The following is a 21,294-nucleotide window of genomic DNA, read 5'->3' as shown; positions in this document are numbered from 1 at the left end:
GCGCGCGGTGAGGTCGGTGCGTGAGGCGAGCGAACGGCGTCGGGCGCTACAGGCCCACAAACTCTCCCGGGAGCGGGATTCCCGCGTCGGCGAGCGCGGTGCGCGCGGCCAGGAAGCCGGGCATCCCGTGCACGCCGGGGCCGGGGACGGCCGCCGATGAGCAGAGGTAGACGCCCTTGACCGGAGTGCGCCAGGGCGCGCGGGCCAGCACGGGGCGGGCAAAGAGGCGGTAGGCGGAGAGGGCGCCGGAAGAGATATCGCCTCCCACATAATTGGGATTCTCTGCCTGTTCCTGCGCCGCGGAGCTGTGCTGCACGTGCACTATCCGGTCCCGCAGGCCGGGCGCATGGTGCTCCAAAGTGCCCAGCAGCGTCTGCGTCTGGTCCCGATCGTTGCCGTGCGGGGAATGCGCGTAGGCCCAGAGCACGTGCTGGCCGTGCGGCGCCCGCGACGGGTCCACCACACCGGGCTGCACGGCCAGCACGAAGGGCCGCTCCGGGAACCCACCCCGGATGATGTGGTTCTCCCCGCGGTTCACTTCCCGCGCGGTGCCGCCCACGTGCACGGTGGCGGCCTGGGCCAGGAGGGGGTCAACCCACGGCACGGGGCCATCCAAGAGCACATCCAGTTTGGAGACGCCCGGGCCATACGGCACGCGCCCCAGCGAGCGGCGGTAGGAGGCAGGGAACGCGTCCCCGCCCAGCGCGGCCAGCCCCTTGGCGGAGACGTCCGCCAAGATCAGCTCCTGATCCAGCTCAGCCAGGGACTCCACCCATCGACCCAGGCGCAGGCTGCCCCCGTGAGCCTCGATGTCCTGCAGCAGGCTGGTCGCCAGCACCTGCGCCCCGCCCAAGGGAATGGGCCACCCGCCTGCGTGGGCGGTGGCGGCCAGGGTCAGGCCCGCGGCCGCGCCGGCAAAGGAGGGCTGGCGCACAATGCCGTGCGCCATGACGCCGGCCAGCAGGGCCCGCGCTTCCTCCCCCTTCCACCGCAGTGCACCCAGCGCGGTGCTCTGCTCCAACACGCGCAAGCCAAAGCGGGCCGTCAGGATCGGGTGCGGCGGCACGCGCACCATAGGGTTCAGCGCCACGGAGATCAGCTCATCCACGCGGGCCGCGAGCGGGCCGAGCAGACGCTTCCACGCCTCGCCGTCCGGGCCAAGGGCCTGCGCCGTTCGTTCCAAGTCGCGATACGCGGCCACCGCGTGGCCGGGGCGCAGGGCGTGGGCGTAAGAAATCTCCGGGGAAACGTAGTCCACCCGCTGCGTGATCTTCAGGGCCTTCATGAACGGGGAGGGCAGGACCATGGGGTGGGAGGCGGAACAGACATCGCGCACGGCCCGGTTCTGGGTGCCGTGATCCTGGGCGTCGCGATCCTGGGTGCCGCGTCCCGCCGATCCCTGAAGCGAGGCGGCCGCGGGGCCAAACGGGACCGTGCGCAGGCCGCCGCCGGGGGTGCCAGCGCCCTCATAGACGGTCACGTCCACGCCGGCTCGAGCCAGAACCACCGCCGCAGCCAGGCCATTGGGCCCGCTGCCGATCACCGCCGCGCTTGTCATGTGCGCAAGCCTATCCAGCCTGAGCGTCGGCGGTTGGCCGACTACTGACGCGCGCCGTCCCTCACAGGGCGGCCCGGCGTCCCTCACACGCGCGCCCGCCGTCACCGTCCCTCACACGCGCGCCCGCCGTCACCGTCCCTCACAGGGCGGCCCGCCGTCACCGTGACGCGCTCCCCTTGGCCCGCGCCCTGCGCATGTGGCACGCTTCATGAGCCGGAGCGGCCCCGCGGGGCCGGCCACGCGGCGTCGGGCATCCATCCCCAGGGCGCCCACGCACCCGGCCCCGCGCCGCCTGAAACAGAGGGCGCGGGCCACGCAAGCAGAGCAGGAGCAAGCCCCGTGCGCACCAGCATCACCGCACTTCAGCGCCGCAAGGGCGCCGCAGACGCAGCCCCCATCACCATGGTCACCGCCTACGACTACACCAGCGCGCGCCTGGTGGACTCATCCAACGTGGACGCCATCCTGGTGGGAGACTCCCTCGGGATGGTGATGATGGGCCACGAATCCACGCTGCCCGTCACGCTGGATGAGATGATCCACCACGCCAGGGCCGTGCGTCGCGGCTCCGAGCGCGCGCTGCTGGTCGTGGACGTCCCCTTCCTCTCCTCCACCGCGGAGGAACCGCTAGTCGCGGCGGCCACGCGCATCCTCGCGGAGACGGGCGCGCAGTCCGTCAAGGTGGAGGGCGGCGCCCACCGGACGGCCACGGTGCGGCGGCTCGTGGAATCCGGCATTCCGGTGATGGGCCACCTCGGCTTCACGCCGCAGTCCGTCAATACGCTGGGGACGCGGGTGCAGGCCCGCGAGGAGTCCACGGCGCGTCAGCTCATCGCCGATGCCCTGGCATTGCAGGCCGCCGGCGCCTGGGCCGTGGTCCTTGAGTTGGTCCCCTCGGAGCTGGCCGCGGAGGTCACCCGGCGGCTGGACATCTTGACCATCGGCATCGGCGCCGGGCCGGAGTGCGACGGCCAGGTGCAGGTCTGGCACGACATGCTGGGGCTGTACGAGGAGTTTGTCCCCAAGCACACGCGCCGCTTCCGCACCCTGGGCCAAGAGGTGCGCGGCGCCCTGAATGAGTACGTCGCCGAGGTTGCCGCCGGCACGTTCCCCGCGGAGGGGAACGGCTCACGCATGGACCCCGAGGTGCTGGCACGGGCTTCGCAGGAACCGCAGGAATCTGAGGCGTGAGCGCCGAGTTTGCCGGCGCCACCGTCCTGGTGACGGGCGCCGGCCAGGGCATTGGGCTGGCCTGCGCCCGGCTCATGGGCACCCGCGGCGCGCGCGTGCTGCTGGGCGGACGCTCCGCGGAGCGGCTTGAGCCGGTGGTGGCGGACCTCGTGTCCGACGGCGTTGCTGCGCGCGGCTTGGTCGCGGACGTCACGGTGGGCGCGGATTTGGACCGCGCCTTTGGCTCCCTGAGCGCGGACGGCTGGGTTCCGGACGTGCTCGTCAACAACGTGGGTGTGCGTGACCGGCGGGGAGTGGACCGGCTGGATACCGCGGACTTTTCCGCGCTGATCCAGGCGGATCTGGTCGCGGCGTATGACGTGGTGCGACGATTCTTGGCGCTGCATCAGGGGTGGGCGCCGGCTGATCCTGCTGGGGATGGTGCTGGTGCTGCTGGCGGATTCGCGCCGACCATCGTGAACATCTCCTCGCTGGCCGCCGTGCGGGGCCGGGCCGGGGACGTGGGCTACGCCGCCGCCAAGGCCGGGGTGGAGGGAATGACCCGTTCGCTCGCCTCCGAGTTGGGCCCGCGCGGCATCCGCGTGAACGCCGTGGCGCCCGGGACAACGGCGACGGAATCCAATCTGCACATGCTCACCGACCCCCGGATGTCAGAGGTCGTGCGCACGCGGACCGCGCTGGGACGCTGGGGCCGGCCGGAGGAGATCGCTGAGGCCGTGGCCTTCCTGGCCTCGCCGCGCTCTTCTTACATCACCGGGCAGTCGCTGCTGGTGGACGGCGGTCTCTCCACCCTCTTCTAGGCGGCGGCGCAGGCGCAGCCCGTGCGCGTTGCGGCTGGGTGCTTTGCGCCCCGATGTGTGCGGATGCACCCCAAAGGGGGACTGCATCCGCACACATTGAGGCGCAAACCTTCCTGAGGAGGGAGGCCGCTCAGGCCAGGCGCAGGTTGTCGATGAGCCGAACCGCGCCCGCGTAGGCCGCGACGATGGCCAGGGCCGGCGTCCCTGCCTCCACGCGCTCCAGCGGCTCGAAGCTGACCGGGTCCACCACGGCCCAGTACTCGGGCCGCGCACCGGCATCCGTCAAGGTGTCCAGCGCGCGGGCGGTGAGCGCCGCCGCGTCCCGCTCCCCCACACGCACCGCGTCCGCCGCCGCGCGCAACGACGCCCCCAGCGACAGGGCCGCGCCGCGATCCTGTTCCGCCAAGAGAGCGTTGCGGGAGGAGAGGGCCAGCCCCGCGTCGTCGCGCACTGTCTCCGCAGCGCGGATCTGGACCGGCAGATTCAGGTCCGCGCTGACCCGCCGGATCACGGCGAGCTGCTGCGCGTCCTTGGCGCCAAACCACGCGGTGTCCGGGCCCGCGATGCCGAGGAGCTTGGTGACGACCAGCGCCACGCCGTCAAAGTGGGAGGCCCCGCGTGAGGCGCCCTCCCAGCGCTCGCTCACGCCGCCGACGCGGATCGAGGTATTGAAGCCGTCCGGGTACATCTGCGCGGCGGTGGGGGTGAAGACCAGCTCGGCGCCGGCCGCGGCGGCGTCCCGGGCGTCCTGCTCGGTGCGGCGCGGGTACTTGGCCAGGTCCGCTGGATCGTTGAATTGCGTGGGATTCACGAAGACGGACACCACCACCAGGGAGCCGTCCGCGCCGGCCCGGCGGATGAGCGACAGGTGCCCCTGGTGCAGCGCTCCCATGGTGGGAACCAGCGCGATGCGCCGCCCGGACACGCGGGCGCTACCTAGTTGGGCGCGAAGCGCTTCGATGCTCTCCACGAGCTCCATGGTGTTCCCTGCCTCCGACGCCGGTGCTCGCCTGCGCGGGCGGCAAGCGACTCGGAAGAGTTTAGTGCTTCTTCGGTGCTCGACGGCGGCGGAGAAATTTAACCCATCGGTGGACATATTGGCCCACTCAGCACAGAATGTGGTGAGATACACCCACGAGTCCTGTCGAAACCCTTGGAGACATCATGCCCCGCCGCCTCGCTGCACTGACCTCATTGAGCGCAGTAGCGCTCCTTGCCCTCGTCGGCTGCACCTCCACCACACCAACTCCTGCCAGCTCTTCAGCGGCTTCTTCTTCCCAGTCGGAGCCAGCGAGCACCGACGGTGCCAGCGAAAGCACCGGAATCGATGAGAGCGCCGGGACCGACGAGAGCGCGACCACCGGGACTGACGGCGCAAGCACGGATACCGCTGCGGCCTACAAGGCGTGGGCAGAGACGGCCGGGGCCCCGCTCGCCGAATGGGATGAGAAGTGGAAGACCGACGCATGTGAAGTCACGGCGGAAAGCGTGGACAGCAGTTCGGACTGCGGCCTCGCTGTCCTCTTGGGAATCACCCACCTCCGAAACTTCAACCAGAAAATGGTTGATTCCTTCACCGAAGGCGGGGTCAGCTATCTCGGCAAAGAGCCCTCCGACCTCACCCCGAAGGTGGAGAAGGTGACCGGGCAGGCCAATACCGCCGCATTGATTCATAAGTCGTGGACGGAGGAAAACTGCGCCGACAACCCGACGACCTCCACCTGCGTCGAGAAGACCAAGAACCTGGTCGCCGCCCTGCAGCAGCTCAACGCGGCGGTGTCGGAACTGAAGCAGTAGTCACTCGCACTCACAACACTTCCGCTCAACAAAAGAACCCGGGGTCCATATGGACCCCGGGTTCTTTCTCCGTGGAGCTTAGGGGAATCGAACCCCTGACCTCTTCATTGCGAACGAAACGCTCTACCAACTGAGCTAAAGCCCCGCACGGTGTTCCGCCTCGCGGCGGTACCGGATCAGCGTACCGCCTGCCGGCGGCCAACTCCAAAACGCCCCCGCGACTTCGCAGCTCGCCGCCAGATCAGCGCTCCTGATCCTGTTCCTGCTCCTGGTCCTGCTTCTTCAGTTCCGGCGCGCTCTCCGCCTCGATGGACCGCTGCGTCGCGACGTACAAGCGCTGAATGTAGGCCTCAAACTCGCTGCGTTCCACGCGCCAGATGCCCCTCCCGCCGACCTTAATGCCCTTCAGGTCTCCGTCATTCAGGAGCTTGCGAGTGGCAGCCGGGCTGAAATCGAGCTCTTCGGCTACGTCCTCGAGGCGCATGAAGCGTGGGGTTTCCATGCGCCCGATTCTAGTGCCGCGCCACGCCCCCCGCGGGCCGGGCGCTCATCCTGTGGACAGCGCCCCTTCCAGCGCGCCAGCGCCCCAGCGCCCCAGCGCCGCCACCGGTCCGCGACCGCGCCGAGACCGCGCCGTCGCAGCGCGACGCAACCACGCGCCGTCGGGCAGGGGCCGTGAAAGTACTCACGCCCGCGGCGCCTCCCGGGCGGCGGCACGCACAGCGCCTGGCCGCGCCCAGGGCTCGCTCCCGCGCAGATGCTCAAAGACCAAGGAGGTGCGGGTGTTGGTCACGGCGGGATGCGCGGAGAGGTGCTCCACCACAAAATCGCGCACATCCTGGGCGTCCCGCAAGGAAACGTGCAGCACAAAGTCCTCATCGCCGCCCAGGAAAAACACCTGTGCCACGCCGGGCGCCTGGCGCATGCTGTGCCCAAAGTCCGCCATCAAGTGGCGCGCCCCCGGCCGGATCCGCACAAAGATCAGGGCCTGCAGGGCGGAGCCAAGGGAGGCCGGCTCCACGTCCACCGTGAAGCGGCGAATGATGCCGCGCTGTTTTAAGGCGTTGAGGCGGGCCAGGCAGGTGGACTGGGCAATCCCGAGCTCGGCGGCGAGGGAGGCGTTGGTGCGCCGCGAGTCTTCCACCAGCAGTCGCAGCAGGTGCGCGTCGGTTGAATCCAACTCTTTACTCTCCCGCAGATCCTTCACCTGTGACCACCCTCACACACGTTGATGCCGCAATAAACTTCCATTTTCCAGCCTAGCCCCGATGATTCTACGGAAACGGTTCACGCGAACCGCAGGAGTTTCTATTCTGGAGGTAAGCCCAACAACGATGTCGGACCGGCGTCGGACCACAGCACGTCAAGGAGTTCCCATGAAGATCGGTGTCCCAACCGAGGTCAAGAACAACGAGTTCCGCGTGGCCGCGACCCCGGCCGGCGTCTCCGAACTGGTCCACCACGGCCACGATGTCTTTGTTCAGAAGGGCGCCGGCATTGGCTCCGGCAACCCTGACGAGGCCTACATCACCGCCGGTGCCACCATTTTGGACACCGCGGATGAGGTCTGGGCGCAGGGCGACCTGCTGCTCAAGGTCAAGGAGCCCATCGCAGAGGAGTACCACCGCCTGCGCGGCGACCAGGTCCTCTTCACGTACCTGCACCTGGCCGCCTCGCAGCCCTGCACGGACGCGCTGATCAAGGCCGGCACCACCTCCATCGCCTACGAGACGGTGACCCGCGGCCGCACCCTGCCGCTGCTGGCCCCCATGTCTGAGGTGGCAGGCCGCCTGTCCGCACAGATCGGCGCCGTCACCCTGCAGCAGCCCAACGGCGGCTCCGGCGTGCTCATGGGCGGCGTGCCCGGCACCCGCCCGGCCCGCGTTGTGGTGATCGGCGCAGGCGTGGCCGGCGAGAACGCCGCCGTGGCCGCCGCCGGCCTAGGCGCGGACGTGACCGTCGTGGACATCAACTTGGCCCGTCTCAAGGAGATCGACGCCATCCACCACGGCCGCCTCAAGACCATGGCCTCCTCCAAGCTGGCCATCACCGAGCTGGTCGCGGACGCGGACCTCGTGATCGGCTCCGTGCTGATCCCGGGCGCCGCAGCCCCCAAGCTCGTCACGCTGGACATGGTGGAGAAGATGCGCCCGGGCTCCGTGCTCGTGGACATCGCCATTGACCAGGGCGGCTGCTTCGAGGGCTCCCGCCCCACCACGCACGCCGAGCCCACGTTCCTGGTCCACGACGCCGTCTACTACTGCGTGGCCAACATGCCCGGTGCGGTCCCCCAGACCTCCACCGCCGCGCTGACCAACGCCACCCTCCCCTACGCGCTCAAGATCGCGAACCTGGGGTGGGCCGCCGGCCTGCGCAGCGACGCCGGCTTCGCCGAGGGCCTGAACACGTACCAGGGCAAGGTCACCTACAAGCCGGTCGCGGACGCGCACGGCTACGAGTACCTCTCCACGGACGACGTGCTGGCCAGCAACTAGTCCCGCATCCGCCCCGTGCGGCGGCATGCGCCGAGGCCCCGATCCGTCCGCGGATCGGGGCCTCTGTGCGCGTGTGGGCGGGCGTGGGCGGGCGTGGGCGGGCGGGTGTGGGCGGGCTTGGTGAGACGGCGAGCGCGGACTGCCACTTCATACGACAAAAGCCGTCTTCCACGACGTCATTTGTCGCATGAGATGGCACGCGGGACCACGCGGGGTGGCGATTGTCGTCTCAGGTGGCAGGTGTCGTATGGGATGGCACGCGGGACCACCCCTGCCCGACGGCGCCCGGTCCAGACCCGCGCCCAGCCCCCCCAGGGGCCTCGGTGCGTCTGCGGGCGGGTGTGGGCGGGCTTGGCGAGACGGCGAGCGCGGGCTGCCACTTCATACGACGAAAGCCGTCTTCCACGACGTCATTTGTCGTATGAGATGGCACGCGGGACCACCCGGGGTGGCGTTTGTCGTGTCAAGTGGCAGGTGTCTTATGAGATGGCACGCAGGACCACCCCTGCCCGACGGCGCCCGGCTCAGACCCGCTCCCCGCCTCCCCAGGGGCCTCGGCGCGTCTGCGGGCGGGTGGGGGCGGGCTTGGCGAGACCGCGAGCGCGGACTGCCACTTCATACGACAAAAGCCGTCTTCCACGACGTCATTTGTCGTATGAGATGGCACGCGGGACCACGCGAGGTGGCGTTTGTCGTCTCAGGTGGCAGGTGTCGCATGAGATGGCACGCAGGACCACCCCTGCCCGACGACGCCCGGTCCAGACCCGCGCCCCCCTGCCCGACGGCGCCCGGTTCAGATCCGCGCCCCGCCTCCCCAGGCGATGCCCACCAGCACCACGGCAACGATCACCAGCGTGCTGCACAGCCCCAGGAGGACGGGCCGCCCGCCCAGCTTGATGAGCGACTTCACGTTCACCCCGAGCCCCAGTGCAAACATGGCGGTGGCCAGCAGGAACTGCTGCGCGGTCTTGGCCACGTCAAGCACGGGCGCGGGCACCCACCCGGTCGTGGCCACCAGCACCATGAGTACAAAGCCCACCACAAAGAGCGGAACCAGCGGCGGACGCTTGCCGCCCGCTGGCACGGACTCACCGCGGCGCCGGGCCAGGGAGACGCCAAGGACCACCGGGGCCATGAGCACCACTCGGGCCAGCTTCACGGGAACGGCCACGGCCAGCAACGCCCCGCCCCCGGCGATTCCGGCTGCGGCCACCACCTGCGCCACCTCATGCGTGGCGCCGCCGATGAGCGTTCCGCCGTCGCCCGCGCCCAGGCCCAGGGCCGCCACGAGCACGGGCATGATCGGGATCATCAGCGTGCCAAAGAGCACCACCAACGCCACCGCTGCCGCCACCTTTTCCTGCGAGGCGCGCACGGCCCCCTGGACGCCGGCCACGGCCGCCGCACCGCAAATGGAGAAGCCGGCGGCGATCAGCAGGGTCAGCTCGGGATCCACCTTCAAGACGCGCCCCAGGATCAGCGTCGCGAAGAAGGCCAGGGCCACGGCGGCGATGCAGATCAGCAGCACGCCCGGGCCAAGCGCAAGAATGGCGGGCAGGGAGAGTTGCAGCCCAAGCAGCACCACGCCCCAGCGCAGCACGCGCTTGGCGGCCAGGGCGATGCCAGGCTCCAATACCGCCGGCACGGGGATGAGGTTGCGCCAGAGCGCACCGAGGATCACGGCCACCAGCATGGCGCTCAGGCCCGGAATCACGGTGCCAAGGCCAATGCACGCGGCGCCGATCACCGCGCAGACCAGCAGCCCCGGCCAGAACGAGGCGGGCCTGGCCGCGGTCACGGGGGTCGACGGCGTGGGGTGATCAGCGCTGCTTGGCATGGGTCCATCTTGGCGCGAAGTGGCCCGCACGCGTTAACCGCGCCGCAGAGGCGGGATTACCTGACCGACTTGATCCGGTACACCGAGGCTGCGCCGAGCAGGCCAATCACGCCAGCGCCCACAAAGAGCACCGTGTACCCACCCAGGTAGCTGACGGCCACCCAGGCCAGCCCCAGTGCAAAGATCTGCGGCAGTGAGGCGGCGATGTTGATGATGCCCATGTCCTTGCATCTGGCGCTGGCGGTGGGCAGCACCTGGGTCAGGAGGGCAAAGTCCACGCCAAGGTAGGCGCCGTTGCCCAGGCCCAGGATGCCCGCGGCGATCAGCGCCACCAGGTAGTTGCTGGACCCAAAGAGGGGCGCGCAGGCCATGAGGATCGCGGCCACGGCGATGAGCGCGCTGGAGGCGGCGACGAGTGGGCGCCGGCCGGTGCGGTCGGAGAGCTTGCCCGCCACACCAGCGCAGATCAGCGTGCCGAAGGCGAACACGGCGGTCAGCATGAAGACGCCGGAGGCGGGCTGGGGGTGGTGCAGCACGTCGGAGAGGTAGAAGAGCAGGTACACGATGGTCAGCTGCGTGGCGGTCATCATGAGCAGCCGGCCCACCCACGCCCAGGCGAAATCCGGGTGTTTGCGCGGGCTCACCCAGAAGCCGGCCAGGAACTCTCCCCACTGGAACGGGGGCACCTCGGAGCGGGGCAGCACCGGGTCGTCGCGGTGGAGCAGGTACGGAATCAGGAAGACCAGCAGCGCGGCGATCGCGAGCAGGTATCCCACCCACACCACACCACCGATCAGCATGCCGATGGCGGAGCCCAGCAGGATCCCCATGGTGATGCCAGTGGCCACCACGCCGCCCACCAGCCCGCGTTGGCGCACAGGAGCGCGGTCCGGCACGGTGGCGGTGATGGCCGCCATGATGGTGTTCAGGCCCGCCTGTGCGCCCGCCCACGCCAGGCACAGCACGGCCAGGTTGGTGGCGCCTCCGGTGAGCAGCAGGAATCCGGTGGCCAGCACGGCGCCGGCCAGGATCCACGGCGTGCGCCGCCCCCAGCGCGAGGTGGTGCGATCAGAGAGCGCACCCACCAGCGGGTTCACGACCATCGCAACCAGCACGCCGATGGTCCCGGCCAGGGACAGCGCACCCTCCTTGCCGCCCTCCCCCGCGATCGCCACGGCCTGCAGCGGCATGAGCTGGTTCAGGGTGGCGAAGATGGCGGTGTTCACGCCCACGCTGACCAGCGCCACGCCCATGATCCAGCGGGTCTTGACCTTCTGCGTCGGCTCCGCGAGGGCCGCGGACACCCCGGCGCTCGGCGGGTGCACGGATTCCTCGGCGGGCTGCTGACTCATGTGCGGAATCTTAGCCACTCGGCGTGTCACCGCGGGCATGGGGCCGGGTATCACCTGCCCGACGACGCGTGGCCGGGTGCCGACGTTGCGTCACCGTTGCGCTGGGTTTGAGAAGGTGCCCCGACGCAGCGGCGCCCCGGACCGCGAAAGGTCCGGGGCGCCGTCGGGCAGGGGGTGTGGAATCAGCGCTAGTTGGCGTCGCCGATCAGGGCCTCGGCCTGCTCAAGCTCGTCCTCCGCCGGGGCGTGGTTGGCGGCGGAGAGCGGGCCGCGCAGGCAGAAGAACAGCACCAGCGCCACCACCACGGCCAGCGCGCCAAACAGGTACGGCGAGCCCGCCTGCCCGGTGGAGGCGGCGATCGTGGAGGCCAGCGGCGGGGCAATCGCGCCGCCAAGGAAGCGGATGCCGGAGTACGCGGAGGAGGCCACGGGGCGGGGCAGGTCCGTTGACTCCATGGAGGACTCGGTCAGGACCGTGTTCATGATGCCGAGCACCAGGCCGGAGACGATCATCATGATGATCAGCCCCACCGTGGAGTGCACCAGCAGGGCGCTGAGCACCAGGCAGATCAGCAGGGCGCCAAGGCCCCAACCGATCACGGTGGTGCGCTTCATGCGCGCCGTCAGCGCCGGGGCGCCAAACACGGAGGTGATCGCGAGCGCCGCGCCCCAACCAAAGAACACCAGGCCAATGCCCATGGCCTTGAAACCGAGCGGGAACGGGGTCCACGCCAGGATCACGAAGAACGCCATGTTGTAGAAGAACGCGATCAGGCCAAAGGAGAGCAGCGGTGCCTTGCGCAGCGCCGCGAAGCCCGCGAAGAACGGCATGTTGCCCTTCAGCGTCTGGGTGGAGCGCAGCAGCACGGCGATGGTCGTGAACGCCACGGCCATGAGCACGGCCGTGCCGATGAACGGCGCACGCCAGGAGATGCTGCCAAGGGCGCCGCCCACCAGGGGTCCCACGGCCATGCCAACACCCAGCGCGGCCTCGTACAAGATGATGGCGCCGTCCACCGTGCGCGCCTCGCCGATGATCGTGGCCAGCGCGGTGGAGAGGAAGAGCGCGTTGCCCAACCCCCACGCGGCGCGGAAGCCGATGATCCACGGCACCGAGGGCGCCAGGCCGGAGGCCAACGCAAACACGATCACCAGGCCAAGGCCAAGCAGCAGCGTGTTGCGGGTGCCAAGGCGGGCGGAGACCCAGCTCGTGAAGAACATCGCGATCGCGGTCACAAAGAGGTATGAGGTGAAGAGCAGCGAGGCCTCAGAGGGGGTGGCGTTGAGCTGCTCGGTGATGGCCGGCAGGATCGGGTCCACCAGGCCAATGCCCATGAAGGAGACCATCGCGGCAAACGCCACGGCCCATACGGTCTTGGGCTGCTTCCACCAGCCGTCCCCGCCGTGCTTCTTGCTTTCGTTGAACTTGGCGAGTTCTTCGCCAGTTTCGACGCTCATTTACTGCTCCTCCACGGGGACCGTCGATTCCCCAGGCATGTGACGTGTCAGGATGTCGACGGCGTCCTGAAGTGTGCGGCGTTCGCCCTCTGTCAGCGGGGCGAAGTCCGGCAGAAGGTGCTCTGCCACTTCCCGTCCGCGGCGGGAAATTTCCGCGCGGCCCAGGTCGGTGAGGGAGACGAGCGTGGCCCGCGAATCCGCCGGATCCGGGGCGCGGCTGACCAGGGAGTCTGCCTCGAGGGCGCGGACAATCTTGGTCATGCCGGGCTGGCTCACGTGGACGGCGACGGCCAGGTCGCCAATGCGGCGCCCTCCGCGATCCGCTAGGAGCCCCAGGGTTCGGTAGAAGGACGGCGAGTGGCCGCCGGGCGTGCGCGAGGACGCGATGCGGTTCAGCACGTACATGCGGCCCAGGAGTGCGGCGATCACCTCGCCTGCGGGGGGAACTGTCTCAGTCACGTGGGCAATCGTATCACCAGGTTATATAACTTGGTGAACTAAGATGGGGCGGGCGATTCTCCACCGGGTTTTGGGCCCACACCCGAACAATGCTCGGTCCTGGGGCGAAAAGGCGGTGGAAAACCGGACCGCGGACGCCGGGGGATCCTCACCAACCCAGGGGATCAGCGGGCCGGGCGCACCAGGTCGCGAGCCGAGACCTCCGGATCGGCGAGTGCGGCGGCGTCCACCTCGCGCCCGCGGTCGATCAGCCTGCGTGCCGCCCGGGCCAGCCGAGCGTCGTCGAACGTGACGGCACCCAGCAGCTCGCCGGCCTCGCCCAGAGAGAAGACGCCGCGCACTCCGCGCTCATCCTCGCGCGTGATCACGCGGCCCGCCGTGGGGTCGCCGACCACCTCGATGTGCTGCCCGTGCCTGTCGGACCAGAACCACTTGGCGCCGCGCTCCTCCGGGGACTGGCCCAGGAGTGCGGCCGCGGCGTCCTCGGCGGAGTGCATGGCCGCCTCCCAGTGGCCGCTCCAGGTCAGCGGTGCACCCTTCTCGTCGCTGCGCCGCGCCACGTCGCCAATGGCCCAGAGGTTGGGGACCGAGGTGCGGCCGGTGGAGTCCACCAGCACGCCTCCGCCACCACGCGCCTCGTTGCCTCCGCTCACGTTGAAGCGCGGCGCCACCTCAGCGCCCACGTTCAGCGCCAGTTCGTCCTGCGGGGCAGCACCGGTGGCCTGCAGCACCAGGTCCGCCTCCCAGGAGCGCCCGTCGGCGAGCTCCACGAGCACGGCCCTGCCGCCCGCGCCAGGTGTGCCACCCGCGCCAGTCACCCCGTCAACGCCAGTCACCTCGTCAACGCCACCGGCACCCGGCTGCCCTTCAAGCTGCGTGAGTCGCAGCACCTGCCCCTGGACCACGTCCACCCCACGCTCGCGGTGCGCATCCTCCAACTGCGCCGCGGCCACCTTCCCAAAGGAGCGGTGCGCCGCGGGGCCAGAGCTATTTACCAGCGTCACAACAACGCCGCGCTCCAGCGCCACCGAGGCCACCTCTGCGCCCACCAGCCCGCCGCCCACGACGGTCAAGCGCGCCCCGGGGACCATGAGCTTGCGGAGCAGATGGGCCTCGTGCACCGAGTAGAACTGGTGGATGACCCGCTCCAGGAGCGCGCCTTCGCTGACGGCGGCCACCGGCCCGGTGCCGGTGGCCAGCACCACCACCTCGGCACGGTGCATGGGCCCCCACTGCTCACGGCCATCGGCACCCACCTCACCCTGCAGCTCCACCTCCCACACGGCTACGTCGTCGCCGCGGCGCACTCCGCTGATCTCCACGACGCGTCCTGAAATCACGGTGATCTGGCGCTCGTCGTACCAGGCCTGATCGCGGAACTGCAGCTCCTCGCGGCTCATGGCCCCGCGCAAAAACTCCTTGGACAGCGGCGGCCTGTCCATCGGCAGGCCGTCCGGATCCACGAGCGTCAGCTCGCCGCGGTAGCCGCGCAGGCGCAGCTGGTCCACGAAGGTGTATCCCGCGGGACCGCCGCCAATCACCAGAACCGACTCCGGCGGCGTCGGGCGCCCTGCCCCGGCCTGAGTGGGTTCGCCGGAGCTCACTTGCGCACCGCGTCAGACACGGCCTCGCCCGGGTGCAGCAGCACACGGCCGTCCACGACCTCCACCTTGTGCGTGAACGTGGACTCCGTGGCCGGGAGCGACATCACCTTGCCCGTGCGCAGGCAGAACTCCGTGGCATGCAGCGGGCATTCCACCCGGTCGCCCTCGATCCACCCGTCCGCGAGCGACGCCGTTTCATGCGTGCAATTGTCATCCAACGCATAAAATTCGCCATCCTCCGCGTGGAAAACGGCAATGTCCTTGCCCGTTTCGTTGTCCTCGCCGGGGACCACCACGGCCTCGCCCTCGGGGATGTCGTCGTTGCCTGCAATGTCCAAGACCTGGGCCATGCCACTCCTTCGCGCGCGCGCCCGCTCCACGCGGGCCTGACTACCCCCAACGCTACCGCCCGGGCCGCCTAGACTCGGCGGAGCAGCGCACTCGCGTCGAAAGGCAGCAGCATGGATCAGCAGGGCACGCAGGCGGCACACGGCACGGCGGCCATGCCCGACGGCGGTGGGCAGGCATCCAGCGCGGCCGCGCCTTCCGGCGTCGGCACGCCAAAGGCCCCACCGGTGGCGCCGTCTCCGAATCTGGGCCCGCGGCCCGTGAAGGACGCAGCCACCGTGTTGCTTGTGCGCCAGGCGGCCAGGAGCGCCGACGTAGGCGGCGGCAGCGACGGCGACAGCGGCGACAACGGCGCAGCAGGCGTCGAGGTGTTCATGCAGGTGCGCGCCTCCACCATGGCCTTTGCCTCCGGGGCCGCCGTGTTCCCAGGCGGGTCCGTGGACCCGAGCGACTACGAGGACTCCCGCCTCTGGGGCCAGGACGGCGGGGAGTTGGTGTTGCGCCACGACCCCCTCGTTGCGGACCAGGCCACGCGCGCGGGCGCCGTGGTCTCCGCGGCGCTGCGTGAGAGCTACGAGGAATGTGGGGTGCTGCTGGCCGTCCCCGCACCGGGCGGCGGCTGGGTTGAGCCCCAGGATCGCGAGGACCTCTCCGCCCACCGCAGCTCTCTGAGCGCGGTCCTGAGCCGCCGCGGCCTGGTCCCGAACCTGGCCGGGCTGCGAGAGGTGGATCGGTGGGTCACGCCGGAGGGCGAGCCACGCCGCTACGACACCCACTTCTTTGTGGCCGCGCTGCCGCACGGGCAAGAGGCGGACGGCGAGACCACCGAGTCAGCCCGGTCCTTCTGGATCACGCCGGCGGCAGCCTTGGCGCGCTTCGCGGCTGGGGATCTTTTCCTCATGCCGCCCACCTGGGCGCAGCTTGAGCGCCTGAGCCAAGCGAGCAGCGTCGAGCAGGCTCTGCGCCTGAGCGCCAGCGGGATCACGCAACCCATCCTGGAGCGGGTCAACGGCCGCGTCGTCGCAAGTTTCTGGGGCGCCGAGGCGTACGGGAAGGCCGCCGGTCAGGCCCAGGCGGCCGTCGCGGCGCGGGCCAAGCCCTAGCCGCAAGCCCTAGCCGCGAACCCCCCGGGCGCACCCTCCCGCGCGTCCCCAAGTGCGCCACTAGACCAGGCGCGGCGGGTGCTCCGCCTCGCCTGGGCGCTGATCGCTCGTGTGGGAGTAGAACCACTCGATGTGCTCGCGCAGCAGGTTGGCGGCGTGCTGGTGCTCGCCGGATTGCACCGCGTGGAAAATCTCGCGATGCTGGCCGCGCAGCACCTTGGCGATGGGCTCCCAGGTCGCGTTGTCATCAACGGAGGCGGAAACCAGGTCGCCAATCGCGTCCTTGAGCGAGGCCATGATCGCGTCCAGGACGTTGTTGCCTGCCAGCTTGGCCAGCAACACGTGGAAGCGGGTGTCCAGCGCCTGGAACTCCGCCCGCGTCAGGTCAGCGTCGTCCATCATCTCCAACAAATCCGCGGCCTCGACCAGGATCTCGCGGCCACCATCCGGGATTTCGTTGAAGTCCACCACGGTGGCCGCCCAGGTCTCCAGGAGCGCCCGGACCTCCACCACGTCCTCCACCTCCAGGCCTGAGCTGGCCACGTGCAGACGCAACATGTTGGAGATGCCCTTGGCCGGGCGAGAAATCAGCACGGCGCCGGAACGCGGGCCGGAGCCGGTGGAGGTGCGCACCAACCCCATGACCTCCAGAGTCCGGATGGCATCACGCACGCTGGCGCGGGAGATGCCGTGCGTCTCCGCGAGGGCTCGCTCGCCGGGGAGCTGATCGCCGATGCGCAGCTGGCCGGCACGCAGCTGTGCCTCCACCCAGTCCAAGACGCGCTGATGGGCCCGGCCCTGGAACGGGGATTCGCCGTGGCCCAGTTCCGTTTCGGTTTCCGCTTCCGTTCCCACTTCCGGCTCCCTCTCCGGCCCGGCACCGGCCCCACGAGGGGGCTCAGGCGACTGGTCCGGGGCATGGCCGGGGGTGCGCTGAGGGGCGCTGCCGGGGGTACGATCCGGCCCGGGGGAAGGTGCTGACGCCATAGTCATGCCTCTATCTTGGGCCGTGAGGGCCCTGAACGGGAATCCGGCGGCCAGTTCCGTCGGGAATGACCGGTCCTCTCGAGGACGTCCGGCCCCTGGGACGGGACCAAACCGCCGGCCCGGCCAGGCGACTCTAGCCGTTGATGGGGCTCAGGGCCTCTTGCAGCGCCAGGAGCTCGTCGTCGAGGTGGGCCAGCTCGGAGGCCTGGACCGCGGGGTCCTGTCCCTCCAGCACGGCGCGGGCCATGGCCTCCTGGGCGGAGGCCTTGCGCAGCTGCAACTCGCGGTAGTAATCCTGGTCCGCCTGCAGGCGCTCCTCCTCGATGCGCTGGCGCTCCTGAATCACCTCTGCGCGCTTTTGGTACATGTGCACGGTGAGGTGGGTGATGGCCAGGAGCACCACGGGAGGCATGGCCGCCACCAGCGCGGAAACCAGCGGCGGGATCTCAGACTGCATCTGACCCACGGTCAGGATGGCGTGGGCGGAGTTGGCCGCGGTGGAGACAATGGCGCCAAAAAAGAGCAGCGACCAGGGGTAGACCATGGCGCGGCGGTCGTGACCGTTCAGGGCCACGATGGCGACGGTCGCCGCCACGATCATGCCGTCCACAATGATGGGCCAGATCCACGCCAGGCTGGTGTCGATGCCGGAGCGTTGCGCCAAGTCAGTCAGGGCCGCGAAGGAGAGCACAAATGCACCCACCGCGATCACGACGGTGGCGGCGACGGCCGTCCAAAGGACGCCCAGTGAGGGCTCGTTGCGTGGCGCTGTGGTGCTCATGCGGGGTATCTCTCCAAATCATGGGGGGTTGGCTGGGCTGAGCGAAGCTGAGTTCGCGCGCCTGCCGTGATCATTTTAGCGACTCAGGCGCAGGGCGCAGACGTGAGCCTGCTCCCAGTGCCGCGGTCGGGTGCCGCGGCGGCCGGCCCCACCAGCGCCCCGCAGAAGCCCCGCCAGCGCCCCGCAGGGCACGCCGGAGCCCCAACATATTTCTCATGCGACCCCCATCACGTTAGTTGTCGTTACGCAACCATCGGCGTACCGTTGACGTCAAGCAACCACTTCTCCACCGAGACCACGCGCCTCGGCACGCCTTTTTGAAAGGACGTCATGACGTCTGCACCACCCCTGGCGGCCTCCCCCAAGGTCGCCCCCATGACTCACCGCCAGGTGCTCACGGCCCTCTCAGGCCTGCTGCTTGGCATGTTCGTTTCGATGATCGCCAACACGGTTGTCTCCACGTCGATGCCCACGATTGTGCACGACATCAACGGCTCGCAGGCTGACTACACCTGGGTCATCACGGCCGCGCTGCTCGCCACCACGGTCTCCACCCCGATCTGGGGCAAGCTCGCTGACCTGGTGAACCGCAAGATGCTGCTGCAGATCTCGCTGATCATCTTTGTGGCCTCCTCCGCCGTGGCCGGCTTCTCCTCTTCCCCGGAGATGCTCATCACCATGCGCGTCTTCCAGGGCCTGGGCGGCGGCGGCATGGCCGCTCTCTCCCAGATCGTCATGGCGGACATCATCTCCCCGCGTGAGCGCGGGCGCTACATGGGCCTCTTTGGCGCCGTCATGGCCGTGGGCACCGTGGGTGGCCCGCTCCTGGGTGGTTGGATCACCGACAACATGGGTGGCCTGACCCCGGACGGCATGGGCTGGCGCTGGAACTTCTTTGTGTCCGTGCCCTTCGCGGTGGCCGCCCTGTACCTGCTGCAGAAGACGCTGCACCTGCCCAAGCTGGAGAAGCGCAAGGTCAGCATTGACTACCTCGGCATCGTCTTCCTTGGCGCGGGCGTCTCCCTGCTGCTGATTTGGGTTTCCATGGCCGGAGACGCCGCCACGGCGTCCTTTAAGTGGGCCAGCCCGGAGACCGTCTGGATGACCAGCGGCGCCGCGATCCTGCTGCTCGCCTTTGTCATCACTGAGCTCCGCGTCAAGGAGCCCCTGATTGACCTTGGCCTGTTCAAGAACCGCACGTTTACGCTCGCGGTCGTGGCCTCCATTTCCGTGGGCCTGGCCATGTTTGGCGCTGCCGTCTACCTCTCGCAGTACATGATCATGGCCCGCGGCGCCACGCCGACCATGGCCGGCGTCATGACCATCCCGATGATGGCCGGATTGCTGATCATCTCCACCGTGGTGGGCGCCCTGATTACCCGCACGGGTAAGTGGAAGCGCTACGTGATCCTCGGTTCCGCGCTCCTGACCGCCTCCCTGGCGCTGCTGGGCACCATCCACTACGACACCAATTACTGGCTCGTGGCCCTCTACATGTTCGTCATGGGTTCCGGCCTGGGCATGGTGATGCAGAACCTGGTCCTGGTGGTCCAGAACGCCGTCAGCCCGCGCGAGCTGGGCGTCGCCTCCTCCGCGGTGACCTTTTTCCGCTCCCTCGGCGGCACCATCGGTGTCTCATGGTTGGGTGCCATGCTGGCCAACCGTCTGCCGAGCCTGCTTGGCGAGCGCCAGGCGGACCTCCAGAACGCTGCGGTGGAGCTGCAGAAGTCGGATCCGGCCGCTGCCAAGGCCTTCAACGAGATGGTCGCCTCCGGCCAACTGCCGACCCCGGCCTCCATGCCGGAGACCATTCGCCCCATCTTCGAGTGGGCCTACGGCGACGCCCTGGCGCACGTCTTCCTGCTGGCCGCGCCGCTGGCGCTTGTCACGCTGATCGCGGTCATCTTCCTGCCGAACCTCTCGCTCTCTCACCAGACGCGCTCGGAGCGTGCGGACGCGGAGCAGGAGCAGCCCGCTGAGGGCGAGCCCGTGCTTGCCTCCCCGATCGCCGCCACGGGTGCCGCGATGGCCGGCTCTGATACCGGTCAGGGTGCCCTGCCCGACGACGCTGGGTCCAGTCATGGCGCGCCCCTCACCGGGGGCGACGCTGCCCCCGGTACGGACCAGGAGCAGGCAGCACAGGAGATTCCGACTGACGGTCGTGAGCATCATGGCCGCCACGCCTAATTCCGGAGCAAGCGCCACACCTGCGGCGAGCGCCGCGCACCCCGCGGATCAGGTGGACAGCGATGTGTGTGGCCCCCATGGGGCCGCACACCGCTCCACCCCCATGGGGCCGGATCCCAAGGCGGAATTGACTCCGCACGAGCGCGGGATCTTTGCCGTGGAGCAGGAGTTTGCGCGCATGGTTGCTGGGGCTAGGCGGTCCATGCGCATGCGGGCCACCATGATGCACCCGGACCTGTTGCCCTTTGACTTCAAGGTCGTGGGCGCCCTGTGGCATCACGATCAGGCCGCCACCGAGGTGCAGGGCCTGACCTCCCGCGAGATCGCGGAGCTGTTGGCCTCTGACAAGTCCATGGTCTCGCGCTCGCTGAAACGGCTGGACGAGGTGGGTTTCATCCGCCGCGAGGCCGACCCTCGAGACGCCCGTCTCCAGCGGATCCACCCCACCACTGAGGCGGCGGACAGTTACCGGGAGACCGGGCGGGAGCAGCGCCGCGAGGTGCAGGAGCGGCTGCGGACCTGGGACATCTCCCAGGTGGAGCAGTTGGCGCAACTCCTGCTCAAGCTCAACGGGCCCTGGCCAGATCCCACGGGGGTGGAGATGTCCGTTGACCCGCCCACCGCCGCACCAGAACCACCCACGGAAGCAGGAACACGGTGAGCATCGAATCCCCGACCACTGCGGCACGCGCCGCACGCGCCCAACTGGATTCGGGCGCCGTCGAGCAGCTTTTTACCGGCGCGCATACGGCGGCAGCCTTTGCTCCAACGCCGGTGACGCAGGAGCAGCAACGCGCCATCCACGAGATGATGCGCATGCCGCCCACGGCCATGAACACGCAGCCCCTGCGCATTCTGTGGGTGCGCAGCCCGGAGGCCCGTGAGCGTCTTGGCGCGCTGATGAGCCAGCCCAATCGCGCCAAGACGCTGGCCGCCCCGCTGAGCGCGGTGTTGGCCTATGACGTGAACTGGCACGAGCACCTGGCCACGTTGGCGCCGTTCCGGTTGGATTCCCAGGCGGAGTTTGCCGCGAACGAGCCGCTGCGCACGGGCATGGCGCAAATGAGCGCACACATCCAGGCCGGCTACTTCCTGCTCGCGGCGCGCGCCAACGGCCTGGACGTTGGTCCCATGTCGGGGTTTGACAAGTCCGGCGTGGATCGCGAGTTCCTGGCGGAGAAGGGCTGGCACTCCTTTGCGGTCGTCAACCTGGGGCACCCGGCGGCCGACGGCGCGGGGTACCGCGACCGCCAGGGCCGGCTGAGCTTTGAGGAACAGACCCTGACGCTCTGATCCGCGGTGGCCATCACGGCGGGCGCCGGCGGGGAGGTCCCGGCG

Annotated in this window: 20 protein-coding genes and 1 tRNA gene; 8 read left to right on the top strand and 13 right to left on the bottom strand. The window is 69.4% G+C overall.

Annotation, left to right across the window (positions count from 1 at the left end; translation table 11 throughout):
- Positions 1–46: 46 nt before the first annotated feature.
- A complete protein-coding gene (locus DWQ67_RS09350) occupies positions 47–1,558 on the bottom strand; it encodes a phytoene desaturase family protein (RefSeq protein ID WP_121485334.1) in 1,512 nt (503 codons plus the stop codon).
- 339 nt (positions 1,559–1,897) lie between these two features.
- Here DWQ67_RS09350 and panB point away from each other — a divergent pair, with 339 nt between their 5' ends.
- Positions 1,898–2,749, top strand: coding sequence for a 3-methyl-2-oxobutanoate hydroxymethyltransferase (gene panB, locus DWQ67_RS09345; RefSeq protein ID WP_121485333.1), 852 nt, complete (start codon positions 1,898–1,900; stop codon positions 2,747–2,749).
- Positions 2,746–3,549 carry an SDR family NAD(P)-dependent oxidoreductase gene (locus tag DWQ67_RS09340; protein WP_121485332.1) on the top strand — a complete coding sequence of 268 codons (804 nt, stop codon included), beginning with the start codon at positions 2,746–2,748 and terminating at the stop codon, positions 3,547–3,549. Before panB ends, DWQ67_RS09340 begins: the two co-directional genes overlap by 4 nt.
- Positions 3,550–3,679: 130 nt before the next feature.
- Here the strand turns inward: DWQ67_RS09340 and panC are convergent, their stop codons facing one another.
- Positions 3,680–4,528: a pantoate--beta-alanine ligase gene (gene panC / locus DWQ67_RS09335; RefSeq protein ID WP_121485331.1), complete on the bottom strand. Its 849-nt coding sequence runs from the start codon at positions 4,526–4,528 to the stop codon at positions 3,680–3,682.
- Positions 4,529–4,713: 185 nt separating this feature from the next.
- Here panC and DWQ67_RS09330 point away from each other — a divergent pair, with 185 nt between their 5' ends.
- Positions 4,714–5,346, top strand: coding sequence for a hypothetical protein (locus DWQ67_RS09330; RefSeq protein ID WP_121485330.1), 633 nt, complete (start codon positions 4,714–4,716; stop codon positions 5,344–5,346).
- Positions 5,347–5,418: 72 nt separating this feature from the next.
- Here the strand turns inward: DWQ67_RS09330 and DWQ67_RS09325 are convergent.
- The 3 genes from DWQ67_RS09325 to DWQ67_RS09315 form a co-directional block, all read right to left on the bottom strand.
- Positions 5,419–5,491: transfer RNA gene (locus DWQ67_RS09325), tRNA-Ala, on the bottom strand.
- Between the two features lie 96 nt (positions 5,492–5,587).
- Positions 5,588–5,848, bottom strand: a complete 261-nt coding sequence (locus DWQ67_RS09320) for a helix-turn-helix domain-containing protein (RefSeq protein ID WP_233556021.1) — start codon at positions 5,846–5,848, stop codon at positions 5,588–5,590.
- A gap of 183 nt (positions 5,849–6,031) precedes the next feature.
- A complete protein-coding gene (locus DWQ67_RS09315) occupies positions 6,032–6,526 on the bottom strand; it encodes an Lrp/AsnC family transcriptional regulator (RefSeq protein ID WP_233556020.1) in 495 nt (164 codons plus the stop codon).
- Positions 6,527–6,722: 196 nt separating this feature from the next.
- Here DWQ67_RS09315 and ald point away from each other — a divergent pair, with 196 nt between their 5' ends.
- Positions 6,723–7,841, top strand: a complete 1,119-nt coding sequence (gene ald, locus DWQ67_RS09310; RefSeq protein ID WP_121485329.1) for an alanine dehydrogenase — start codon at positions 6,723–6,725, stop codon at positions 7,839–7,841.
- 793 nt (positions 7,842–8,634) lie between these two features.
- On the opposite strand, the gene DWQ67_RS09305 is transcribed toward ald, so the two are convergent.
- The 6 genes from DWQ67_RS09305 to DWQ67_RS09280 form a co-directional block, all read right to left on the bottom strand.
- A complete protein-coding gene (locus DWQ67_RS09305) occupies positions 8,635–9,678 on the bottom strand; it encodes a YeiH family protein (RefSeq protein ID WP_121485328.1) in 1,044 nt (347 codons plus the stop codon).
- A 56-nt stretch (positions 9,679–9,734) separates the two neighbouring features.
- Positions 9,735–11,030: an MFS transporter gene (locus DWQ67_RS09300; protein WP_121485327.1), complete on the bottom strand. Its 1,296-nt coding sequence runs from the start codon at positions 11,028–11,030 to the stop codon at positions 9,735–9,737.
- Between the two features lie 188 nt (positions 11,031–11,218).
- The gene (locus tag DWQ67_RS09295; RefSeq protein ID WP_121485326.1) at positions 11,219–12,487 is read right to left on the bottom strand and encodes an MFS transporter; all 1,269 of its coding nucleotides are present in this window, start codon (positions 12,485–12,487) and stop codon (positions 11,219–11,221) included.
- Positions 12,488–12,946: a MarR family winged helix-turn-helix transcriptional regulator gene (locus tag DWQ67_RS09290; RefSeq protein ID WP_147433658.1), complete on the bottom strand. Its 459-nt coding sequence runs from the start codon at positions 12,944–12,946 to the stop codon at positions 12,488–12,490. It lies immediately after the preceding gene.
- Between the two features lie 164 nt (positions 12,947–13,110).
- Entirely contained in the window at positions 13,111–14,550 is a 1,440-nt protein-coding gene (locus DWQ67_RS09285) for an NAD(P)/FAD-dependent oxidoreductase (RefSeq protein WP_121485324.1), read from the bottom strand.
- Entirely contained in the window at positions 14,547–14,900 is a 354-nt protein-coding gene (locus tag DWQ67_RS09280; RefSeq protein WP_121485323.1) for a bifunctional 3-phenylpropionate/cinnamic acid dioxygenase ferredoxin subunit, read from the bottom strand. Before DWQ67_RS09280 ends, DWQ67_RS09285 begins: the two co-directional genes overlap by 4 nt.
- Before the next feature lie 111 nt (positions 14,901–15,011).
- On the opposite strand from DWQ67_RS09280, the gene DWQ67_RS09275 reads away from it, so the two are divergent.
- Positions 15,012–16,001: an NUDIX hydrolase gene (locus tag DWQ67_RS09275; protein ID WP_121485322.1), complete on the top strand. Its 990-nt coding sequence runs from the start codon at positions 15,012–15,014 to the stop codon at positions 15,999–16,001.
- A gap of 60 nt (positions 16,002–16,061) precedes the next feature.
- Here DWQ67_RS09275 and DWQ67_RS09270 read toward each other — a convergent pair whose 3' ends face one another.
- Complete coding sequence (locus DWQ67_RS09270) at positions 16,062–16,856, bottom strand: FadR/GntR family transcriptional regulator (protein WP_233556019.1); 795 nt, start codon at positions 16,854–16,856, stop codon at positions 16,062–16,064.
- 265 nt (positions 16,857–17,121) lie between these two features.
- Positions 17,122–17,769, bottom strand: a complete 648-nt coding sequence (locus tag DWQ67_RS09265; RefSeq protein WP_199712670.1) for a DUF2637 domain-containing protein — start codon at positions 17,767–17,769, stop codon at positions 17,122–17,124.
- Between the two features lie 330 nt (positions 17,770–18,099).
- On the opposite strand from DWQ67_RS09265, the gene DWQ67_RS09260 reads away from it, so the two are divergent.
- Genes DWQ67_RS09260 through DWQ67_RS09250 form a run of 3 tightly spaced genes read left to right on the top strand, consistent with a single transcriptional unit; the run spans position 18,100 to position 21,249 of the window.
- Complete coding sequence (locus tag DWQ67_RS09260) at positions 18,100–19,956, top strand: MDR family MFS transporter (protein ID WP_233556018.1); 1,857 nt, start codon at positions 18,100–18,102, stop codon at positions 19,954–19,956.
- Positions 19,940–20,617 (top strand): MarR family winged helix-turn-helix transcriptional regulator, encoded by a 678-nt coding sequence (locus tag DWQ67_RS09255; RefSeq protein ID WP_233556042.1) that lies wholly within the window; start codon positions 19,940–19,942, stop codon positions 20,615–20,617. The genes DWQ67_RS09260 and DWQ67_RS09255 overlap by 17 nt, the downstream gene beginning before the upstream one ends.
- Complete coding sequence (locus DWQ67_RS09250; RefSeq protein WP_233556017.1) at positions 20,614–21,249, top strand: malonic semialdehyde reductase; 636 nt, start codon at positions 20,614–20,616, stop codon at positions 21,247–21,249. The genes DWQ67_RS09255 and DWQ67_RS09250 overlap by 4 nt, the downstream gene beginning before the upstream one ends.
- Positions 21,250–21,294: the final 45 nt, after the last annotated feature.

The sequence above is a fragment of the Galactobacter caseinivorans genome (assembly GCF_003640665.1).
GTDB lineage: Bacteria > Actinomycetota > Actinomycetes > Actinomycetales > Micrococcaceae > Galactobacter > Galactobacter caseinivorans.
The sequence above is the reverse complement of the archived record's forward strand: the minus strand, read 5'-3'. Positions and strand labels throughout refer to the sequence as shown.